16 protein-coding genes are annotated in these 18,243 nt (G+C 49.9%); 3 read left to right on the forward strand and 13 right to left on the reverse strand.

Translation table 11 applies throughout. From position 1 onward, the window contains the following. Positions 1 to 24: 24 nt before the first annotated feature. Complete coding sequence (locus JO375_RS10130; protein ID WP_229524348.1) at positions 25 to 2,823, reverse strand: calcium-translocating P-type ATPase, SERCA-type; 2,799 nt, start codon at positions 2,821 to 2,823, stop codon at positions 25 to 27. 230 nt (positions 2,824 to 3,053) lie between these two features. Here JO375_RS10130 and JO375_RS10135 point away from each other — a divergent pair, with 230 nt between their 5' ends. After that, complete coding sequence (locus tag JO375_RS10135; RefSeq protein ID WP_229524349.1) at positions 3,054 to 4,799, forward strand: Rqc2 family fibronectin-binding protein; 1,746 nt, start codon at positions 3,054 to 3,056, stop codon at positions 4,797 to 4,799. 94 nt (positions 4,800 to 4,893) lie between these two features. Here JO375_RS10135 and JO375_RS10140 read toward each other — a convergent pair whose 3' ends face one another. The 9 genes from JO375_RS10140 to JO375_RS10180 all read right to left on the reverse strand — a co-directional run bounded on the left by JO375_RS10140 (position 4,894) and on the right by JO375_RS10180 (position 14,161). Then, positions 4,894 to 5,760 (reverse strand): PHP domain-containing protein, encoded by an 867-nt coding sequence (locus tag JO375_RS10140; protein WP_229524350.1) that lies wholly within the window; start codon positions 5,758 to 5,760, stop codon positions 4,894 to 4,896. Next, the gene (locus JO375_RS10145; RefSeq protein ID WP_229524351.1) at positions 5,760 to 6,716 is read right to left on the reverse strand and encodes a selenium metabolism-associated LysR family transcriptional regulator; all 957 of its coding nucleotides are present in this window, start codon (positions 6,714 to 6,716) and stop codon (positions 5,760 to 5,762) included. The genes JO375_RS10140 and JO375_RS10145 overlap by 1 nt, the downstream gene beginning before the upstream one ends. Before the next feature lie 221 nt (positions 6,717 to 6,937). Beyond that, entirely contained in the window at positions 6,938 to 7,375 is a 438-nt protein-coding gene (locus JO375_RS10150) for a hypothetical protein (protein ID WP_229524352.1), read from the reverse strand. Between the two features lie 219 nt (positions 7,376 to 7,594). Further along, positions 7,595 to 7,855, reverse strand: coding sequence for a YlbG family protein (locus tag JO375_RS10155; RefSeq protein WP_229524776.1), 261 nt, complete (start codon positions 7,853 to 7,855; stop codon positions 7,595 to 7,597). A 37-nt stretch (positions 7,856 to 7,892) separates the two neighbouring features. Further along, positions 7,893 to 8,333 (reverse strand): YlbF family regulator, encoded by a 441-nt coding sequence (locus JO375_RS10160; protein ID WP_229524353.1) that lies wholly within the window; start codon positions 8,331 to 8,333, stop codon positions 7,893 to 7,895. Positions 8,334 to 8,439: 106 nt separating this feature from the next. Beyond that, complete coding sequence (locus JO375_RS10165) at positions 8,440 to 10,416, reverse strand: helicase-associated domain-containing protein (protein ID WP_229524354.1); 1,977 nt, start codon at positions 10,414 to 10,416, stop codon at positions 8,440 to 8,442. A gap of 6 nt (positions 10,417 to 10,422) precedes the next feature. Beyond that, positions 10,423 to 12,249 carry a DNA repair helicase XPB gene (locus JO375_RS10170; protein WP_229524355.1) on the reverse strand — a complete coding sequence of 609 codons (1,827 nt, stop codon included), beginning with the start codon at positions 12,247 to 12,249 and terminating at the stop codon, positions 10,423 to 10,425. A 181-nt stretch (positions 12,250 to 12,430) separates the two neighbouring features. Beyond that, complete coding sequence (locus JO375_RS10175) at positions 12,431 to 12,859, reverse strand: CBS domain-containing protein (RefSeq protein WP_229524356.1); 429 nt, start codon at positions 12,857 to 12,859, stop codon at positions 12,431 to 12,433. Positions 12,860 to 12,958: 99 nt separating this feature from the next. Then, on the reverse strand, positions 12,959 to 14,161 hold the full coding sequence (locus tag JO375_RS10180; RefSeq protein WP_229524357.1) for a M20 family metallopeptidase: 1,203 nt from the start codon (positions 14,159 to 14,161) through the stop codon (positions 12,959 to 12,961). Positions 14,162 to 14,386: 225 nt separating this feature from the next. Here JO375_RS10180 and JO375_RS10185 point away from each other — a divergent pair, with 225 nt between their 5' ends. After that, complete coding sequence (locus tag JO375_RS10185; protein WP_229524358.1) at positions 14,387 to 15,646, forward strand: FtsW/RodA/SpoVE family cell cycle protein; 1,260 nt, start codon at positions 14,387 to 14,389, stop codon at positions 15,644 to 15,646. Between the two features lie 58 nt (positions 15,647 to 15,704). On the opposite strand, the gene JO375_RS10190 is transcribed toward JO375_RS10185, so the two are convergent. Continuing rightward, positions 15,705 to 16,070 carry an Asp23/Gls24 family envelope stress response protein gene (locus JO375_RS10190; RefSeq protein ID WP_229524359.1) on the reverse strand — a complete coding sequence of 122 codons (366 nt, stop codon included), beginning with the start codon at positions 16,068 to 16,070 and terminating at the stop codon, positions 15,705 to 15,707. Between the two features lie 193 nt (positions 16,071 to 16,263). Between JO375_RS10190 and cax the strand changes: the two genes are divergently transcribed. Next, positions 16,264 to 17,334: a calcium/proton exchanger gene (gene cax, locus JO375_RS10195; protein WP_229524360.1), complete on the forward strand. Its 1,071-nt coding sequence runs from the start codon at positions 16,264 to 16,266 to the stop codon at positions 17,332 to 17,334. A gap of 220 nt (positions 17,335 to 17,554) precedes the next feature. Here the strand turns inward: cax and JO375_RS10200 are convergent, their stop codons facing one another. Together JO375_RS10200 and JO375_RS10205 are read right to left on the reverse strand one after the other, a co-directional pair. Then, positions 17,555 to 17,845, reverse strand: coding sequence for a YlaN family protein (locus JO375_RS10200; RefSeq protein WP_229524361.1), 291 nt, complete (start codon positions 17,843 to 17,845; stop codon positions 17,555 to 17,557). A 139-nt stretch (positions 17,846 to 17,984) separates the two neighbouring features. Then, the gene (locus JO375_RS10205; RefSeq protein WP_229524362.1) at positions 17,985 to 18,224 is read right to left on the reverse strand and encodes an HPr family phosphocarrier protein; all 240 of its coding nucleotides are present in this window, start codon (positions 18,222 to 18,224) and stop codon (positions 17,985 to 17,987) included. Positions 18,225 to 18,243 lie beyond the last annotated feature (19 nt).

Below are 18,243 nucleotides of genomic sequence, written 5' to 3' on the forward strand. Positions count from 1 at the left end.
CATGTGGTGATGCCTGCCCGGGTTCTAGGCCGAAAATTTCGTGCGCCCCGCCGAGAAGCGGGCATTTCCGCCATGTCGACGGTTCCGTCTGCCGCCCCATACGCTTCCGGCCCCTATCAGGAAAGTCGGAATCCCTGCGGCCACGATGGACAACGCCCATTCACGCAAGCCGAGCGGCACCGTTTTGAAAACCGGCTGCAGCACAGACACGTACATGACCACCAGCATCAGCACAATGGATGACAGCACGGCAAATACGAGATAGCTGTTTTGAAACGGATTGCGGTGGAAAATAGACCGGGAGCTGCGGCAATCGAATACATGGATTAACTGTGCCAGCACCAGTGTGGCAAAGGCAACGGACTGCGCTTTGACCAGTTGGCCTGCGTCATCCGGCGCGATGCGTAATGTCAGCCAGAAGGCGGCAAGCGTACATAAGCCGATCAGCAGGCCGCGACTGATGATTTTCCAGCCCAGTCGACGGGCAAAAATATTTTCCTTTGCACCGCGCGGCTTATGCTCCATGAGATCCTTTTCCGGCTGATCTACACCCAGAGCCATCGCCGGAAGACCATCCGTCACCAGATTCACCCATAGAATCTGGATCGGAAGCAAAGGCAGCGGGAGCCCGGCCATCATCGCGAAAAACATCGTCAAAATTTCACCCACATTGGAGGCCAAGAGATAACGGATAAACTTGCGAATATTTTCGTAAATATTCCGCCCTTCCTCAATCGCCGCCACAATCGTTGAAAAATTATCGTCGCTCAGTACAAGCGCAGCGGCTTCTTTGGTTACATCGGTTCCCGTAATGCCCATAGCGATGCCGATATCCGACGCCTTGATCGCCGGTGCGTCATTCACGCCATCCCCGGTCATCGCGACGACATGTCCGCGTCTTTGCAGTGACTTGACGATCCGCAGCTTATGCTCCGGCGACACGCGCGCATACACGGAGACGGAGTCAACGACTTTATCCAGCGCTGCATCATCTATCGTAGACAGCTGCTGTCCTGTCAGCACACGTGAGTCACGCTGAAAAATACCCAACTGCTGGGCTATGGCCTCGGCAGTTGTGCCATGATCCCCCGTGATCATCACAGTGCGAATACCCGCACGGCGGCACTTGCTAATCGCCTCGCGAACCTCGCGGCGGGGCGGATCGATCATGCCCGTCAAGCCGATAAAGATCAGCTGGGTCTCAGCCTCCTCGGTGGTAGAGACATGTTCATGGGAGCGGATATCGCGGTATGCAACGCCTAGTACACGCAGAGCCTCTGAGGCCATGCCTTCGTTGGCGGCCAGTACCTTTTGCCGCAGCGTGCCCGTCAGCGGAACGACATTTCCCTCCCATAAAATGTAGGAGCACTGGTCGAGCAGCACATCCGGCGCACCTTTGGTAAAGACAATGCGCCCTCCCTGATGGCACACAAGCACTGACATCCGCTTCCGTTCCGAATCAAAAGGAAATTCGTGTTCCCGTGTGTACAGCTCACACAATCCTTGTCGCGTGACTCCGCCCTTGGCAGCTAACGTGACAAGCGCCCCCTCCGTCGGGTCGCCCTTCAGCTCCCAGACGACGGACGGCGTCGGTTCCTTGCTCTTCTTTCGCGCGCGCAGCTCATCTATGCCGACTTGAACAATTTCCGCATTATTGCAAAGTACGCTGGCTTGTAGCAATCGGCGCAAGGATTGTTCGTTTTTAAGGTCAGCGGGAAGATCCCTGTTCATAATATGACCGTGTGGATCATACCCCTCCCCCGTAACTCCCCAGAAACGTCCGTCCAGCCACAGCTTGGTGACCGTCATTTTATTTTGGGTCAGCGTACCGGTTTTATCGGAGCAAATGACTGACGCACAGCCGAGCGTTTCAACGGAAGGCAGCTTGCGCACAATCGCCTTGCGTTTGATCATGCGCTGTACCCCCAAAGCGAGTGCAATGGTTACAATCGCGGGCAGCCCTTCCGGTATAGCTGCCACAGCCAGACTCACGCCGGCCAGGAACATGCTCATGGCTGGCTGACCATGTAAAATGCCTGCTATGACGACGAGCACGGTTAGCGCCAGTGCTATGATGATCAATATTTTTCCCAGCTGCTCCAATCGGTGCTGAAGCGGTGTCGCCTGTGATTCCGTATTTTCGATCAGATCTGCGATTTTGCCCATTTCGGTACTCATACCTGTACGAATAACGATACCTTGTGCTGTGCCTCTGGTCATCATCGTACCCATGAATCCAATGTTTTTCTGATCCCCGAGCGGTACCTCGTCGGCATCAATAGGACGGCTATGCTTGCTCACCGGAACCGACTCACCGGTCAGGGCGGATTCCTCCACATCACAGCCATTCGTACTCAGCCACCTTACGTCTGCCGGAATTCGATCACCGCTTTCCAGCATAACGATATCCCCCGGCACCAGTTCTCTGGCTTGAATCTGCATCCGTTGGCCGCCGCGCAGCACCTTGGCGGTTGGCGCCGACAGCTGTCTCAAAGCCCGCAGTGAACGCTCTGCTCTAAATTCCTGTACAAAGCCAAGTATGCCGTTTAACACCACAATCGCAATAATGGTAATCGCGTCCAAATATTCACCGAGCAGGCCGGAAATCAAGGTCGCTCCCATCAGGATGAGCATCATAAAATCCTTGAACTGGTTAAGCAGCAGTAGGAACGCCGATACACGCTTCCCCTCGCTTAGCTCATTCCATCCTGATTTTTCTCTCCGCTGTGCAAGCTGTTCCTCCGAAAGACCCTGCTTCGGGTCGACTTCCAGTCTTGCTGAAAGCTGTTCACTGCTTAATTGGTGCCAATGTGCTTGTTCCATTCTCCCCAATTCCCTCCCGGTCAGATAGTCCGTTTCCGTCGGTTGTGCGTAGGATGGCTGCCCGTTAACATATTTTGTGCCGCGAATACTGAGTAAGCTGGACAGACTTTCTAGATTCAATCTATTCGGACAGGGCCTGAAATATCACAAAGCCGCTTAAGTTTTGCCCCAAATTTATGTATCATAGTAAGAAGGCGAAAATATATTGGCTTCAAAGGAGAACATACATTATGGCATTGGACGGAATCGTAACCCGCGCAATCGTACACGAACTGCAAGGCATCCGGGGCGGGCGCATTAATAAAATACATCAGCCAAACGATCACGATATCGTGCTGAATCTGCGGGCACAGGGCGGAAGCGTAAAGCTGCTGCTGTCGGCTAATCCGACATTCCCGCGTGTACATTTTACAGAACAAAGCTTTCTCAATCCGACAGAGGCTCCTATGTTTTGCATGCTTCTTCGCAAACATTGTGAAGGAGGCATCATCGAACAGATTACCCAGATCGGCATGGAACGTATCATTCACATGGATGTGCGTCAGCGCGACGAGCTTGGCGATATTTCACTCAAGCGGATTATCATCGAACTAATGGGCAGGCACAGCAACATTATCCTGCTTGATCTGGAAACAGGCACTATTTTGGACGGCATCCATCATATTACGCCAGCTATCAGCAGCTACCGGGTTATTATGCCCGGCTTTCAATACACGGAGCCTCCCGAGCAAGACAAGCTGAACCCACTGGAAACCGGGGAATCCGCCTTTATAGCCTCATATCACACAGCAATCGAGGCCGGAGAAGCGCCAAAACGCTGGATTGTAAATACTTTTACCGGGCTCAGTCCTCTTATTTCCGAGGAAATACTGACCCGTGTATCCGTCAAAGCTTCTCCAGACGATGATCGTGAGCTTTGGAATACATTCAGTCATCTGATGGATGACGTACGGAATCATCATTTTAAGCCAGTATCCGGTGTAAATGCACAGGATAAAGCAATATTTTCAGTCATTCCCTTGACGCTGATTCAGGGAGAACGTAAGGAATACGTTACGGTCAGTCAATGTTTGGAAGATTTCTTCGGTGAAAAAGCGGAAAGGGATACCGTCAAGCAAAAGGTGAGTGATCTCCTGCGTTTTCTGCAAAATGAGCGGAGCAAAAATGTAAAAAAACTCGACTATCTCCAGCAGGATTTGGCCGAGGCGGAAGATGCCGATCAATTTCGCATTTACGGGGAGCTGCTGTTTGCTTCGCTGCATGAAGTTAAAAAAGGAGACAAAGAAGTGACGCTTACCAATTTTTATGATGAGGAGCAGCGTCCGTTAACGATCCCGCTCGACCCGCTACTCAGCCCATCAGATAACGCGCAGCGGTATTTTAAAAAGTACAACAAATATAAAAACAGTCTGGCTGTCATTGACGAGCAACTGAAGAAGACACACGAAGAGATCGGCTATATGGACAATCTGCTTCAGCAGCTGGCCCATGCCTCCATGAACGACATTGAGGAAATACGTGAAGAGCTGGTACAGCAGGGCTATCTCAGAGACCGGGCTAAAAAAGGGAAGAAAAAGAAGAAAAATGACCGCCCCACCCTACACGTGTATACGTCATCCGAAGGCATCGAGCTGCTGGTTGGCAAAAACAATCTGCAAAATGAGTATGTCACTAACCGGCTGGCCGGACCAAATGACACCTGGCTGCATACAAAGGATATTCCGGGGTCGCACGTCGTTATTCGTGCTGAGCAATTCGGCGATGCCACGTTGGAGGAAGCGGCCCAGCTTGCCGCCTACTTCAGTCAGGCCAAACAGTCCAGCAGCGTGCCTGTAGACGCCACCCTGATTCGGCATGTGCGCAAGCCGAGCGGAGCCAAACCTGGCTTTGTCATTTATGATCATCAGCGCACGCTCTTTATTACACCGGATGAAGAGCTGGTCAAATCGCTGCCGAATCGGATCAAAAACGGCTAACGATCAGGAGCCTGTTAAATCTCAAAAAGCCCCTTGCTTGTGTAGGTTGGATTCACCTCATGTGTTTCCACCCATAAGCCAAGGGGCTTTTTCTTTACTTTTGTCCAGCAGCCTGTCTTAAGGCCTGGATGACCTGATCATCCACACTCCGGTTACCCAGATCACCGTGGAAAATAACACCTTGGCGTGCACCGTGAAAATCCGAGCCGCCCGTTGCGATAAGCCCGTAATGCGCCGCCATTGCTGCATATCGATTCTCGGCCGCGTCATCATGGTCCGAGTGTCGCACCTCCAGCCCGGCAGGCTTCGCTTGCTCTATAATGGAGCGAACCAACTCATCATCCCCGTACAAGCCCGGATGGGCTACCACAGGCGCACCTCCCGCTTCACGAATCCAACTGATGGCCTCCGCAGGGGCTACACGGGGGACAGACACGTAACCAGGCGCTCCCTCCGCCAAATAACGATCAAATGCATCCCGCATATCCTTCGCATATCCTTTTTGGACCAAGGTATCCGCCATATGCGGACGTCCAATGCTTTCATCCGGTGTCAGCGGCCTGCCAATTGTCGCCATCACCTCTTCCAGCGTGATGGCCACGCCCAGGCTGCGCAATCGGCTCAGCATCAAATCATTACGGTTATCCCGTGCCTGACGGAGCTTTTCCAGCCGCTCCAAAAACACGTTATTACGATAATCCATATAATAACCGAGTATATGAATATCCTTACCGCCAGCCCGTGTACTGATCTCTACACCCGGGATAACGGTCATGCCGATACGCCGTCCCTCCTCAAGAGCTTCCTCCAGCCCAGCCACCGTATCATGATCTGTAATGGCTACGCCGGCCAGCCCTTTTTCCTTGGCCCAGCGCACATTATCCGCAGAAGGCTGCATCCCGTCAGATGCTTGGGTATGCGTATGCAAATCATATCGTTTCAAGCCGCCCTGCTCCTTCACTATACATTCTCCTCCTCTTTTCTCTTAGCCGGCTCGTTCACCGGGTCGCCGAATACGTCTGCCCCCTGATCGTGGCGGCGCAGGTAAGACAGAAAGGTCACCGCCGGAATCGGCAGCAGCGCTGACTTCAGGTGAATGGCATAAAATTTTCGCTTGAAGGTGAGATCTGCAATATTTACAATTTTCAGCAATCCGAGTTCAACCTCATGCTTCACCGAAGAAGGCGAGAGCATCGTAATTCCGAGTCCAGCTTCTACCGCCGATTTGACCGCTCCGGTGCTGCCCATCTCCATCACAATGGCAAGCCGAGAAGCATCCGCGCCACAACTTTTCAGTCCGTCCTCTATAACCTGACGTGTGCCTGATCCTTTTTCCCTGGCTATAAATGGATACTTAAACACATCGTCCAGTCCCACTTTATTAGCCTTGGCCAGTACATGTCCAGAAGGAACAATAAGTTTCAGCTCATCCTGCATCACAGGCTCTACTACGATATCCGGGTGCTGGACCGGGGCCTCGATTAGTCCTAAATTCAACTGATGCTTTAGTATATCATCCATAATTTGAGTCGTATTCATCACATTCATCGCCATACGGATATGAGGATACTCTTGCCCAAACGGTCCCAGCATTCTTGGCACAATATACTCGCCAATCGTAAGACTGGCCCCGATATGCAATCTTCCCTCCAGCATGTGGGTAAAAGCAGACATCGCCTCGTCCGCTTCCCGGATGAGCTGCATGCTTTTTTGGGCAAAAGGCAGCAGTGTCTCCCCTGCCTCCGAAAGCTCGATTTTTTTAGTCGACCGGTGAAGCAGTTTCGTCCCGAAGTAATCTTCCAAAGCTTGAATTTGCATCGTCACGGCAGGTTGCGTCATATGCAGAGCTTGTGCAGCCGTCGAGAAGCTCCCACGCTCCGCTACCGTATAAAAGATGTGCAGCTGATGAAAGTTCATACTGACCGCCCTCTCCTCTCTCAAGTATCCCTATTTTAACATAAAAAAACGCCTGTCGATGAATAACCAAGAAAACTTACCGAATTGTGGGGTTTTTCTTTCTTGCAACCTGCAAAAACAAAAAAAGTATGCAGCTGATACCTGCATACTAATACATACACTCGACTTATTCCCATGAGCTGATTGGCTTCTTCATCTAGAATCGTCTGCTCCGTTACCGACTATTTCTGCTTGCGAGTACTTTTCATCAGTGTCATACGCCGCGAATGACGCAACCATGAATAATAAGACTTCAAATCCCTTAATTCTATCGTCTCCGACATTCGGCCCAAAAAGGTGATGACAATCATCTTGTGAAGCGGATTCCCCGCAATATCCATCTCGCCCGGTAGCTCGCCAAATTCAGCTACGACGACCAAATCACCATCAATTAAGTATACATCCTCTTCGTTATGATAGTAGGATTCCATTCTGTTCTGCTTCAGGCATTCCCAAAGCCAGGCGGCAATATGATTCGTCTCGGACTGTTTCTGTTCTACCCGATCTAAGTAACGTGTTTTCGCATGATTTGTAATCACGATATCAGCGACTTTTTTACCGCCCATCTCTACGTAGAACGGTTCGTATGTACTCCATCGCTGCATTGCCTTGTCACGCACGGGATCACTCTCCCCACCACATAGGTCTTTGTATCTACCAATATATTCATATGTTACCTCAACAGACCCGGGACTACAAGTTACAAAATTGAAGGTATTTTAAAGAATTTTTAGGACTAACAGCATTAAGTCCATTATGCAAAAGTCCTGACTTTATAAAGAAAAGCCAGCCCGCAGGCCGACTTTTTTAACAAATTTCAATTTATATACATTTGAAGATTATATTTCATATTCCTTCATTTTTCCCTTATCGTCGTTATACTCTGTCCTGATCTCATTGCGGAAAGATCGTTCGACCTTGCGCACATAGGAAAGCCTGCGAATATTTTTCACGGTATCCTCTGCCCGATCCGCATTCATATAAATAACCACATAATGCATGCGCCTTGAAATGTAATGGACATTCCCGTATTTCTCCAGATTGCGGGCAGCCTTGATATCGCTTACCCAAATGATGTACCCTGTCCGCTCGGCAAACATTCGCTTCATCTCCCCTCCATCGCTATCATCTCTATGCCTATCCACAGGAGCACTTGCCCCCACTACCGCATCCACCCTTTTTCACATTTGGATCATTACTTGGGACTTTAATCGTGTCAGACACAGAATAGGCAATCGTTTCGGACATCGCATGCAGCATATCATCCAATGCCTTTTCTGCCCGTTTGAACTCCACCACTTCCTGAAATTGTTCCAGTTCCAGTTCAACGAGCTTCACTGCATCCTTCGCTTCATGATAGTTCGGGTGAAAATGCCCAAAACGCTCTGTTTCCGCGAACAGCTCCTTTTTGGCATTCAGCTTGCGTACACACGCCTGAATAGACGGGTCCTGTTCTACACGCTGCTTCCAATATAAATAATCCGATACCTCAAGGGACCGGTTGACCATATCGCCCAATTCATAGGCGTTAATAAGCACTTCTGCCATATTGACCGTATTCAACTCGGCTACGCTCATGAATGTTCATCTCACTTTATATATAGTTCTACTGGTAAAGTAGACTCATTCATCATACCACATCCTCTTTATGAGAAGAAGGTGTTTCATGCACTTCCCGGCTCCCCTATGTAAAAGGAACCAGCAGCCTCATCTCTGACCATTCACCTGGTTTTAAAGTGGCACGGGCTGGCGCTTCAGCAGCTTCTTCAGAGGCATACCAGCCAATGACACTCCACGGCTCACCGGAAATCACTGATTCCGGGATCCATTTTACCTCTTTCCCACCGATGCGCAGTCCCACCGCCGCCTGCCAGTGAATCGCTTGCTCGATTAACTGCCGGGCAGTAGAAGCATGGTAGCTTCTCCAATCCTTTGTCCAGGAGGAGGGCACTGCGGAGCGCTCAGGAAAATAATCGAACGGATCAGGCAGCGTGTGCTCCCGCTCATAAAAGTGCAACGTTCGTCCTGTATAAACCAGCCCCGCTCTCCCCTCCTGAGAAAATACATCCTTCAAGCTATTTTCATGGTCGGCGCTGTCCAAGCTTGCGTTCGCTGTTTCTGCAACCAGCGGGTAGCGATGAATGGGCTCGTCTCCACCCTCCAGCCCCCGGCGCGGACTCAATCCGATGACAGCGAGCGTCTTGCGGATCTTGGCAGCCGAGCTTGCCGGAATAATAAAATCCCGTTCGCCGATCCGTTCAAGCAGCCCTTCCAGCCCGGGATGTCGTGCAATCGTGTCTGCATCCTCGGAGGTACTGCAGCGTAAAAGGGTTACCGCTGCAAATGCCGTTCGCCCCACATGGCCTGCCCACTGCTCTACCGCCATACGTATATGCTCAGGCATCCCTGTCCGGCTGTGCTTGTCCAGAAGAGCACAAATGGCTTGGGCCTTCATGCCCAGCTCGATTGCATCTGTCACACTTTCCCTCGTGATACGGTATACGACCATCCGGTCTCCTGTTATGCGCTCACAGCAGCATTCCAATTGCCAGCGAACATCATAAGCTACATCCGGCGGGACCAATATTTCAAAATCTGGCTGTATGTAAAAGGTACCTTGTTCTTGATACGACTCCTCGCCCTTATTAGAAAGAAACATGTCCAGCGGGGATATATTCCAGCGAAAGCACAGTTCCCCCGATTCGTTTAATCCCCAATCTCCCATTCCAAACGCCGTCAAAGCCGCCAGCCATCCGTTGATCTCATCCATACCATCCTCCAATCCCCCGGAGCATGCGGGTGATGCAGCCCCTTCCAATGGGACACTGTTTGAGGAACCCGCTCCATTCAAGCTCTTCTGTGAGATCAGACCCACCTGATGCATCCACTGCAGCAATGATTTGACAGGCAGCCAGCCTTCAGCTCCTGCATACCGGGAGACAGCGCACAGTATATATCGAAAATGCTGCATGGACGCTTCAGGCTTGCCGTATCTTTCCATGAGTGTATTAAAAATATGCTTGCGCATTTGCCAGGCAGACAAACGAACCCAAGCGGCCAGCTCCGCTTCCTGTATGCGGAAAGACACCGTTTCCTTTACCAGCAGGCCCAAGCTAAGCAGCAGATCCATCATCACCACCGTTTGCACGGGATATAGCTCGGCGTGTGCATACTGCAGTCTTAATCCCGCCAAATCTTCCGCGGGAAAGGGCGCCAGTTCGTTTAATTTTTGCAATGACCGCTTATGTATCATTCCTTTGGCCGTCAATGGAACTCCCTGCTTCGCGATACATGACAGCACGTGCAGCAGCTCTGCCTCCAGTCCTGTTCTTGCTTCATGCACGGCCACTGGATCATCCGCTTGCATCAGATGGATTGTATTTTGCTCTAACAACATATCGTACAAAACAGGCAGCCGATGAACCGGAATATATAAAATGCGCTCCCCCCACGATTTGGTAACTGCATCCACCCAGCCTCGGGCACGCAAGCTACGCAGTGCCAGGTTTGTTTCGGCTCCGCTCAATGTGCCCCGTAAAAGCTGTAAAGGCTCTTCTTCCTTCATGGGCTGCCCGGCGTATCGGATAAAACATCGTTTAAGCACCAACATCTCATCCGATGTAAGCTCCTTCCAGTCGTCTGCCGTGTTCGTTACACCCATTCTTGGTTACGCCTCCCTTTTCTTTTCACCTTCTTCAGCCCCATCATCCAGACTTTCTTCAGCCTCTGAGGCACTGAATTTGCAAATGGCATATTCATAGCCCTGCTCAATCAGAAACAGCTGACGACGGGCAGCAAAATCAGTCTCCTTACTATTCTCTGTCACCAGTGCATAAAAATAAGCTTTATTCTCCCCGGACTTTGGCCGCAAAATACGGCCAAGCCGCTGCGCCTCCTCCTGACGGGAGCCGAAGCTGCCGGATACCTCAATCGCTACAGCCGCATCAGGCAAATCCACTGCGAAATTGGCCACTTTCGATACTAGCAAGGTTCGAATGCTTCCCTTGCGGAACGCATCGAACCACCGTACCCGCTCAGCCTGGCTCATAGACCCGGTAATCAACGGCACGCCCAGTTCCCGGGCCAACATGCGCAATTGGTCCAAATATTGACCAATAATAAGTGTGGGCAAGCCGCTGTGCCGCTGCAGCAGACTACGCACCGCTTTCAGCTTGGCCGGATTTTCGGCCGCGATCCGGTACTGCTGCCTGCCTCCGGCACGCATGCTGCGCTCCAAAAGCTCGGCTGTCATCAGAAGCCGCAGCTCCACACAATGGACCTGAGCGATCCAGCCCTGCCGCTCCAACTCCTTCCAGGGCATATCATACCGCTTGGGTCCGATTAATGAGAACACATCCCGCTCGCAGCCGTCCTCGCGGACCAGCGTGGCCGTCAATCCCAGACGACGGGTGGCCTGAATATCCGCTGTCGCCCGAAAGACAGGCGCGGGCAGCAGATGAACCTCGTCGTACACAATGAGTCCCCACTTCCGCTCACTCAGCAGCTTCATATGCTCAAACTCCCCGCCCTTGTTGCGGCGATACGTCAAAATCTGGTAGGTTGCCACCGTAATCGGGCGCACCTCTTTTTTCTGTCCGGTGTATTCACCGAGCGAATCGGCCGGAATATCCGTCTTTTGCTTCAACTCCTCTATCCATTGGCGAACAGAGGTGGTATTCGAGGTTAAAATCAGCACTTCGCACTGCAGCCGATTCATCACGGCCATGCCGATCACTGTTTTTCCTGCTCCGCAGGGAAGCACCAGTACACCGCTGCCTCCCAAGCCGTCAGCTCCTTCAAACGCATCAGCGGCCTCTACTTGATATTCACGAAGCTGCAGCGCCGCTTGTCCCTGTCGCAAAGAAAAGCGGAGCTGATTCCCTTCCAGATATCCGGCCGTATCGATAACCGGATACCCGAGGCGAGTTAATTCCTGTTTGAGCAAGCCGCGATTTTCGGGCGGTACAGAAGCGCTTGCTTCACCAGTGCAAAGTAAACCAAGCTGTTTAAGCTCCTGCCTTGCCAGCAGCTCCTCCATTAAAGCGGGGTTGTCCGCTGTCAGAACCAAGCGGTCACCAATGGTTAAACTGTTAGCTGAGCCTGTCTTCGTTTCCTCATTTGCCTCATAATGCTCGATACGATAGGCATCAACTGTATTTGGGCTATAAGTTTGTTCTTCCTCGGCTCTACCCCGTGACAATGTCAACGTTCCGTAGCGGGAAACAAGCTGTTCAATATCCTTCAGCAGATCACCCGGAATATCCCATTGGGACATGGACTGCAAGCTATTTTGAATATCCTTGGCACTCCACCCGAGGGCAGCTGCATTCCACAGAGACAACGGAGTGATGTAATATGTATGAAATGCGGATGGGCTTTTAACCAGCTCCGCGTACACCTGCAGCTGTGAACGGGCATACTCCGAATGAGGCAAGCCCATTTCCAGCAAAATAGTAAAGTCACGTTGTACAATACAAGGATGATCCGGATTCATAGCTACCTCCCGTCAATCTGATCCATCATCAATCTAAAGTTTTATATTATAGACAATTTGTCCATTTATACGCGTTATCAACCGGAATAACAAGAAGTTCAACCCGTATTCAGGTTGAACTTCTGAGCAAAGCAATAAGAATAAAGACAGTCACAAAAGGCTGGCTAACCTTATTTTTCTGCTAGTGAACCTGCTCGGAAATCTGGCTGAGCGCCTCACCCGCATTGTCTGCAAAAATATTGCGTACAGCCAAGTCGCCAATCGAAACAATCCCGATCAAGCGATCTCCTTCCGTTACGGGCAAGCGGCGAATTTGCTGCTCTGCCATCAGCTCGGCTGCTTGGTCCACCGACATGTCCGCATGGGCTGTGCGAATACCTGTTGTCATTACCGTGTCGACTGAGGTGGAGCCGGAATGCTTGGCCGCATACCCGCGAATAACAAGGTCACGGTCCGTAATTACACCGATCAGCTTGTCATTGTCTTCCTTTTCCACAACCGGGATAAAACCAGTATCGTTGTCCTTCATTTTGACAGCAACTTCATAAATATTGTCCTGTGGGGTCACCGTTACGCATTTTTTAGTCATAACTTCCTGAACTTTTTTCATGGGTACTCCCTCCTTTTCATGAGTAGGGTACCCCATTTCATTAAGCTCATACTTCAAATTGATCCACTTCCGATACAATATCTATTTGTCCTCCCAGCTCTAACTGTCCGTCCCTGCATTTCGCTCTGCTGCATATCCGGTGGCCATTGCAATAAACAAATGAACTGCATGAATCATCGCATCTTCATCAAAATCAAATTTCGGATGGTGATGCGGATACACCGCTTCTTTAGCCGGATTTCCCGCCCCTACAAACATGAAGCAGCCTGGTACACGTTCCAAATAATACGCAAAATCTTCTGCGGGCATCAGCTTTGACGCCTCCTGCACATTTTCCTTGCCAAAAACCGGCCCAGCTTCCTTAAAAAAACGCGAAGCCTCATGTGCATCGTTCACAACAGGCGGATATCCCATAATATAGCGAATCTGTGCTGCTGTACCGTATGCTGCCGCCGTAAGCTCTGTCACCGCATGAAGCCGTTCTTTCATCACCGTCCGTGTTTCCTCGTCAAACGTTCGGACCGTCCCACTCAGGCGGCAGGTTTCCGCAATCACATTTTGCGCTGAGCCGCTTTGAATGGTCCCCACTGTCAGCACCGCTGGCCGCAACGGATCGACTGAACGGCTCACAATGGTTTGCAACTGCATTACGAGTGCTGAGCCAGCCACCACACTGTCATTCGTAGACTGAGGCATGCCTCCATGTCCGCCCTTACCTGTGATGTCAATATAAAAATCGTCTGCCGCTGCCATCAGCGGCCCTGCGCAACTGGCAGCCGTGCCGATTGGAAATGGTGTCCATAAATGAATACCGTAAATGACGTCCACACCTTCCAATACACCATCTTGGATGACATTTACCGCTCCGCCAGGCAGCAATTCCTCCGCAGGCTGAAACAGCAAGCGAATTTCTCCTTGCAGCTCGTGACGGTTCAGACTGAAATAATGTGCCGTTCCAAGCAATATGGACGTATGCCCGTCATGCCCGCAAGCATGCATCACCCCATCCACACTGGAACGATATTCACATTCTTTTTCATCCTGAATCGGAAGAGCATCCATATCTGCACGCAGCAGCACGACAGGTCCGGGCTGGGCACCACGAATCGTTCCTACAACACCGTTTCCCCCGACCTGACGACGAACCTCTATCCCCCAGCCTTCCAGCTTATTCGCTACAAAAGCAGCCGTATTGCTTTCCTGAAAAGAAATTTCGGGATTTTTGTGTAAATATCTGCGCCACTTCACCATATGCTCTTGCAACTGATTAAACCAGGACTTGTCTATCGAATGTTGTGCCATCTGCGTTCCATCTCTCCTTTTAAAGCAGCAGCTCCACCTGCGCCTGCATTGCCTGCTCTTTGGCCTTCATGTTTTTCTTATTGTAGCAGATATGGAATTGTTACGATATCTGTCGCCCCGCAGAGGTTGCAGAAGCCCATCAAACATAATATGATAAATGGACAATCAATAAAATGATCACGTCTGCAAGGATATACCTTGCAGCGCATACCGGGGGAAGCTGATATGAGAAATACGAAGCCGGAGGCTCGACGAAGAGGCACACCGGATTTCCAATTGCTGATCCTCACTTTGTTGCTGGTTGGATTCGGTGTAATTATGGTATTTAGCGCCAGTTCCAGCGTCGCTCTGTTAAATAAAGAAAACAATTTTGACTCTTTATATTTTGTGAAGCGTCAAGCGGCATTTGCTGTACTTGGACTTTTCATTATGTTGGTAGCGATGAATATCAAGATGGAAAAATATAAAAAGCTGTTTGTGCCTTTATTTTTCATCACTATACTGCTGCTGGTTATCGTACTTTTCACAGGCTCTCTTAATGGCGCAAAAAGCTGGTTCAGGTTCGGCAGCATCGGGTTTCAGCCAACGGAGCTTGCGAAAATCTCGATTATACTGTACTTATCCGCTCTGATTGTCAAAAAAGGGGAACGGTTTAGAGATTTGCGAACCGGCTACATACCCGTAACCGTCATTGTAGGCTTTGTTGCAGGGCTCATCATGCTTCAGCCTGATCTTGGCTCCTGCTTCATTTTGGTAGCCACCAGCGGTCTGATTATTTATGTGGGGGGAGCCAGTGTCAAGCATATTACGGCATCCATTGTTCTCCTAGTGTTAGGGGCATCCATCGTTTTTGGGATCGGGTCGCTATTTGAAGGAGATTCTGGGGGTGCGGTTGAACAGGCTGCTGCAACGCAAAATTACAAAATTGGACGCTTTCAAGCTTTTCTCAATCCGATGAAATATAAGCAGGGAGTCGGGTATAATCTGGTGCAGTCCTTGCAGGCTATAGGTGAAGGCGGGATAAGCGGATCCGGATTCGGCAAGGGCATTATCAAGCTTCACTATCTGCCCAATTCATTTAATGATTTTATTTTCTCCGTCATTGGTGAAGAATTCGGATTCATTGGAACAGCCATATTCCTGATGCTGTATTTGTATCTTATTTGGCGAGGGATGCTTGTGGCCCTTCGCTGCCGCGATCCGTTCGGGACGCTGGTCGGCACTGGCATTATGGGATTGATCGCCATTCAGGCATTCATCAATATCGGGGGTGTAACCCAGACGATTCCGATCACTGGAGTAACGCTTCCTTTTATCAGCTTCGGCGGCTCTTCCCTGCTTGTGACCATGTTCTCCATGGGCATCATGCTCAGCATTTCACGTGAAAATTCGAAGCCAGCGGTGCAGGAACGTACGACAGGCGTAGCGATCCGCAGCGAAGTGCCCAATCGCTTTCAAGCCCGCAGAACCAAACGTTATCGTTAAAAAAAGCTTCCACAGACCACTTACAACAGTGGCTTTGGAAGCTTTTTGATATATGTACTTAGATCGCGTCGTCCTTGAAAGCAACACCTTCTACTTTTACGTTCACTTCCACGACTCGCAAGCCTGTCATGCTTTCGACAGCTTCCCGCACATTTTGCTGAAGTATTCGGGACACTTCATGAATAGGTGTTCCGTAAAGCACGATGATACGCAGATCAATGGCAGCTTCAAGCTGTCCGACCTCCACAGATACGCCTTTTTGCACGTTTTTACCGCTCAGCCTTTTGGCCCAGCCTTCCGATAAGCCGCCTGTCATTGCAGCAATGCCCGGCGTCTCTAACGCGGCCATTCCCGCGATTTTACCTACGACATCGTCGGAAATCTTGATGTTTCCTGCTTCCAGTTGTTGAATTTGCTCTGCCATGACCTATGTCCCCCTTCATCCATCCTTTATTTGTATTGTAAAGCCTCAGCCACTCTAAATGCAAACCTTAGGAATGAAAAACAACTTTCGTTTACAACCTTTATTATTTTGGGTATATTAATTTAGAAAAATCTGTACAAGTGACAGCATTCATCACACTTGTACTTATCCATGGATATCGAGGTGCTTTTCATTGAAAAAACGGTTATCCCCCGCTTTGCTTATTGCGACATTTGTGCTTAGTGCAGTCGCTCATTACATGCACTTGAACGCGATCGCCCAATTCATCATTTGTGCGGTTGCTGTCGTGTTCGTAGCCGGCTTTCTCGGCAGAGCGACCGAAAGTGTAGCACATTATGCCGGGCAACGCCTGGGCGGATTTTTAAATGCCACCTTTGGCAACGCAGCCGAACTGATCATCGCCATCTTTCTGGTCAAAGAAGGCCTTTATGATATGGTAAAGGCTAGTCTTACCGGCTCCATCATCGGCAATCTGCTGCTGGTCCTCGGGGCGAGTCTGTTCGCTGGCGGATTGAAATACAAAGTGCAAAATTTCAATGTATCGCTGGCCTCACTCAGCGGCTCGCTGATGATTGTGGCTGTGATCGCTTTATTTGTCCCGGCTGTCTTTTTGAATACAAATGTCATCACAGATAAAGAATCGGATATGCTCAGTCTCATTGTAGCCGGTACGCTCATTATCGCCTATATTGCGTGGCTGATTTTTTCCATGATTACGCATAAGGACTACTTGGACGATGTAACCGAACAAAAGGATGAAGAATTGCCGCATGAGCATACTCCAGTGTGGTCAAGAAACAAGTCCATTCTCTATCTGTTGCTGGCCACCGTCATGGTTGCGTTTGTCAGCGAATGGCTGGTAAAGACACTGGAGGTATTTACCGTTCAGTTTGGGCTTAGTGAACTGTTCGTCGGTGCCTTCCTTGTCGCAATTATCGGGAATGCAGCCGAACACAGTGCCGCCATTTTGCTGGCTATGAAAAACAAAATCGGCGCATCCGTCGAAATTGCAGTAGGCAGCAGCCTGCAAATTGCGCTATTTGTGGCCCCTGTGCTGATTTTTGTCAGTTACTTTATGGGAAACACCATGAATATCGTGTTCACCACCGTTGAGCTGGTGGCCATTGCTGTCTCTGTATTTATTGCCAAGTCCATTACGCAGGACGGTTCAACCAACTGGTATGAAGGTCTGATGCTGCTGGTGGTGTATGTCTTTTTGGGCGTTTCCTTCTTCCTCGTGTAAAAATGCACATTGGGAAGGTGGTGTCCGCTTCGCGTTCCATTTAATCTTCTAATCACTGCTGCCCTTGAATTGTTCAAATGGATATGACCCCTTAAGCGGTTAAATTTCAAGGGCAAAGGTGAAAGCTTACGACAGACTCGTTCCCATTTCATATGTACAGGCATCAAAAAAAGCATGCTCTTTGGACTCCGCATGCTCTCATTTCGATCAAACCGTCTTTTTAATTAGCCCTGTTGTTCATGGCCTCATATAGAATAGCCAGATTGCGTTCCAGCTCACTGACCAGCTGTTTACCTGCCATTTCCGGAAGAAGACCAGCGCGAACCGCAAAATCCACTTCCTTGGAAAACCCGTACATCTGAGTATCCAGCACTTCCTCATAGAGAGGGCAATAACGGGTTGCCAGATTCTCCATCTGTACTTCAATAAGCTTCTTTATTTTATCTGCATCTTCCTGAAGCAGGTTAATGGCCTTGATATTCAATTGTTCCTGCAAATCAGATGAAGTCATGGATTCTTCCCCCCTATGTCTCAATGTCGCACAAGACGTCCTAACCTTAATATTAGACCAAATTGCAAGCTAATACAAGAACCTGACAAAAAAAGCATCCCTACAGTTACAGGTAAGGATGCTTTTGCTGCACGGAAAGTTAGGTGGCTACTGAAATGTGGAGCCCGTGCTTCTGGAACACCTCAACGATTGCCTTTTGGGCTTCCTCGGCATCAGGACCGTGAACATGCAATTCATAGCTGTGGCTGCCTACCAACGTCGTAAACAAGCCCAGTATACTTTTCACATCAATATACTTATTTTCCGAGTGTAGGACGATAGAAGAAGTGAATTTGCTCGCCGTCTGTGCAATTTCAACAACCGCCGCATTGTTGGGCATCGAAATCCCTCGCTTTACT

The organism is Paenibacillus farraposensis (genome assembly GCF_020736845.1).
Lineage (GTDB): Bacteria > Bacillota > Bacilli > Paenibacillales > Paenibacillaceae > Paenibacillus > Paenibacillus farraposensis.

Coding starts and splice junctions, on each gene's coding strand:
- JO375_RS10160 (WP_229524353.1), bottom strand. CDS start 8,333: ATGAGCGTAGCCGAGTTGAATACGGTCAATATGGCAGAAGTGCTTATT.
- JO375_RS10135 (WP_229524349.1), top strand. CDS start 3,054: ATGGCATTGGACGGAATCGTAACCCGCGCAATCGTACACGAACTGCAA.
- JO375_RS10180 (WP_229524357.1), bottom strand. CDS start 14,161: ATGGCACAACATTCGATAGACAAGTCCTGGTTTAATCAGTTGCAAGAG.
- JO375_RS10170 (WP_229524355.1), bottom strand. CDS start 12,249: ATGAATCCGGATCATCCTTGTATTGTACAACGTGACTTTACTATTTTG.
- JO375_RS10145 (WP_229524351.1), bottom strand. CDS start 6,716: ATGAACTTTCATCAGCTGCACATCTTTTATACGGTAGCGGAGCGTGGG.
- JO375_RS10155 (WP_229524776.1), bottom strand. CDS start 7,855: ATGTTTGCCGAGCGGACAGGGTACATCATTTGGGTAAGCGATATCAAG.
- JO375_RS10200 (WP_229524361.1), bottom strand. CDS start 17,845: ATGACTTCATCTGATTTGCAGGAACAATTGAATATCAAGGCCATTAAC.
- JO375_RS10130 (WP_229524348.1), bottom strand. CDS start 2,823: ATGGAACAAGCACATTGGCACCAATTAAGCAGTGAACAGCTTTCAGCA.
- JO375_RS10205 (WP_229524362.1), bottom strand. CDS start 18,224: ATGCCCAACAATGCGGCGGTTGTTGAAATTGCACAGACGGCGAGCAAA.
- JO375_RS10175 (WP_229524356.1), bottom strand. CDS start 12,859: ATGAAAAAAGTTCAGGAAGTTATGACTAAAAAATGCGTAACGGTGACC.
- JO375_RS10190 (WP_229524359.1), bottom strand. CDS start 16,070: ATGGCAGAGCAAATTCAACAACTGGAAGCAGGAAACATCAAGATTTCC.
- JO375_RS10185 (WP_229524358.1), top strand. CDS start 14,387: ATGAGAAATACGAAGCCGGAGGCTCGACGAAGAGGCACACCGGATTTC.
- JO375_RS10165 (WP_229524354.1), bottom strand. CDS start 10,416: ATGGGTGTAACGAACACGGCAGACGACTGGAAGGAGCTTACATCGGAT.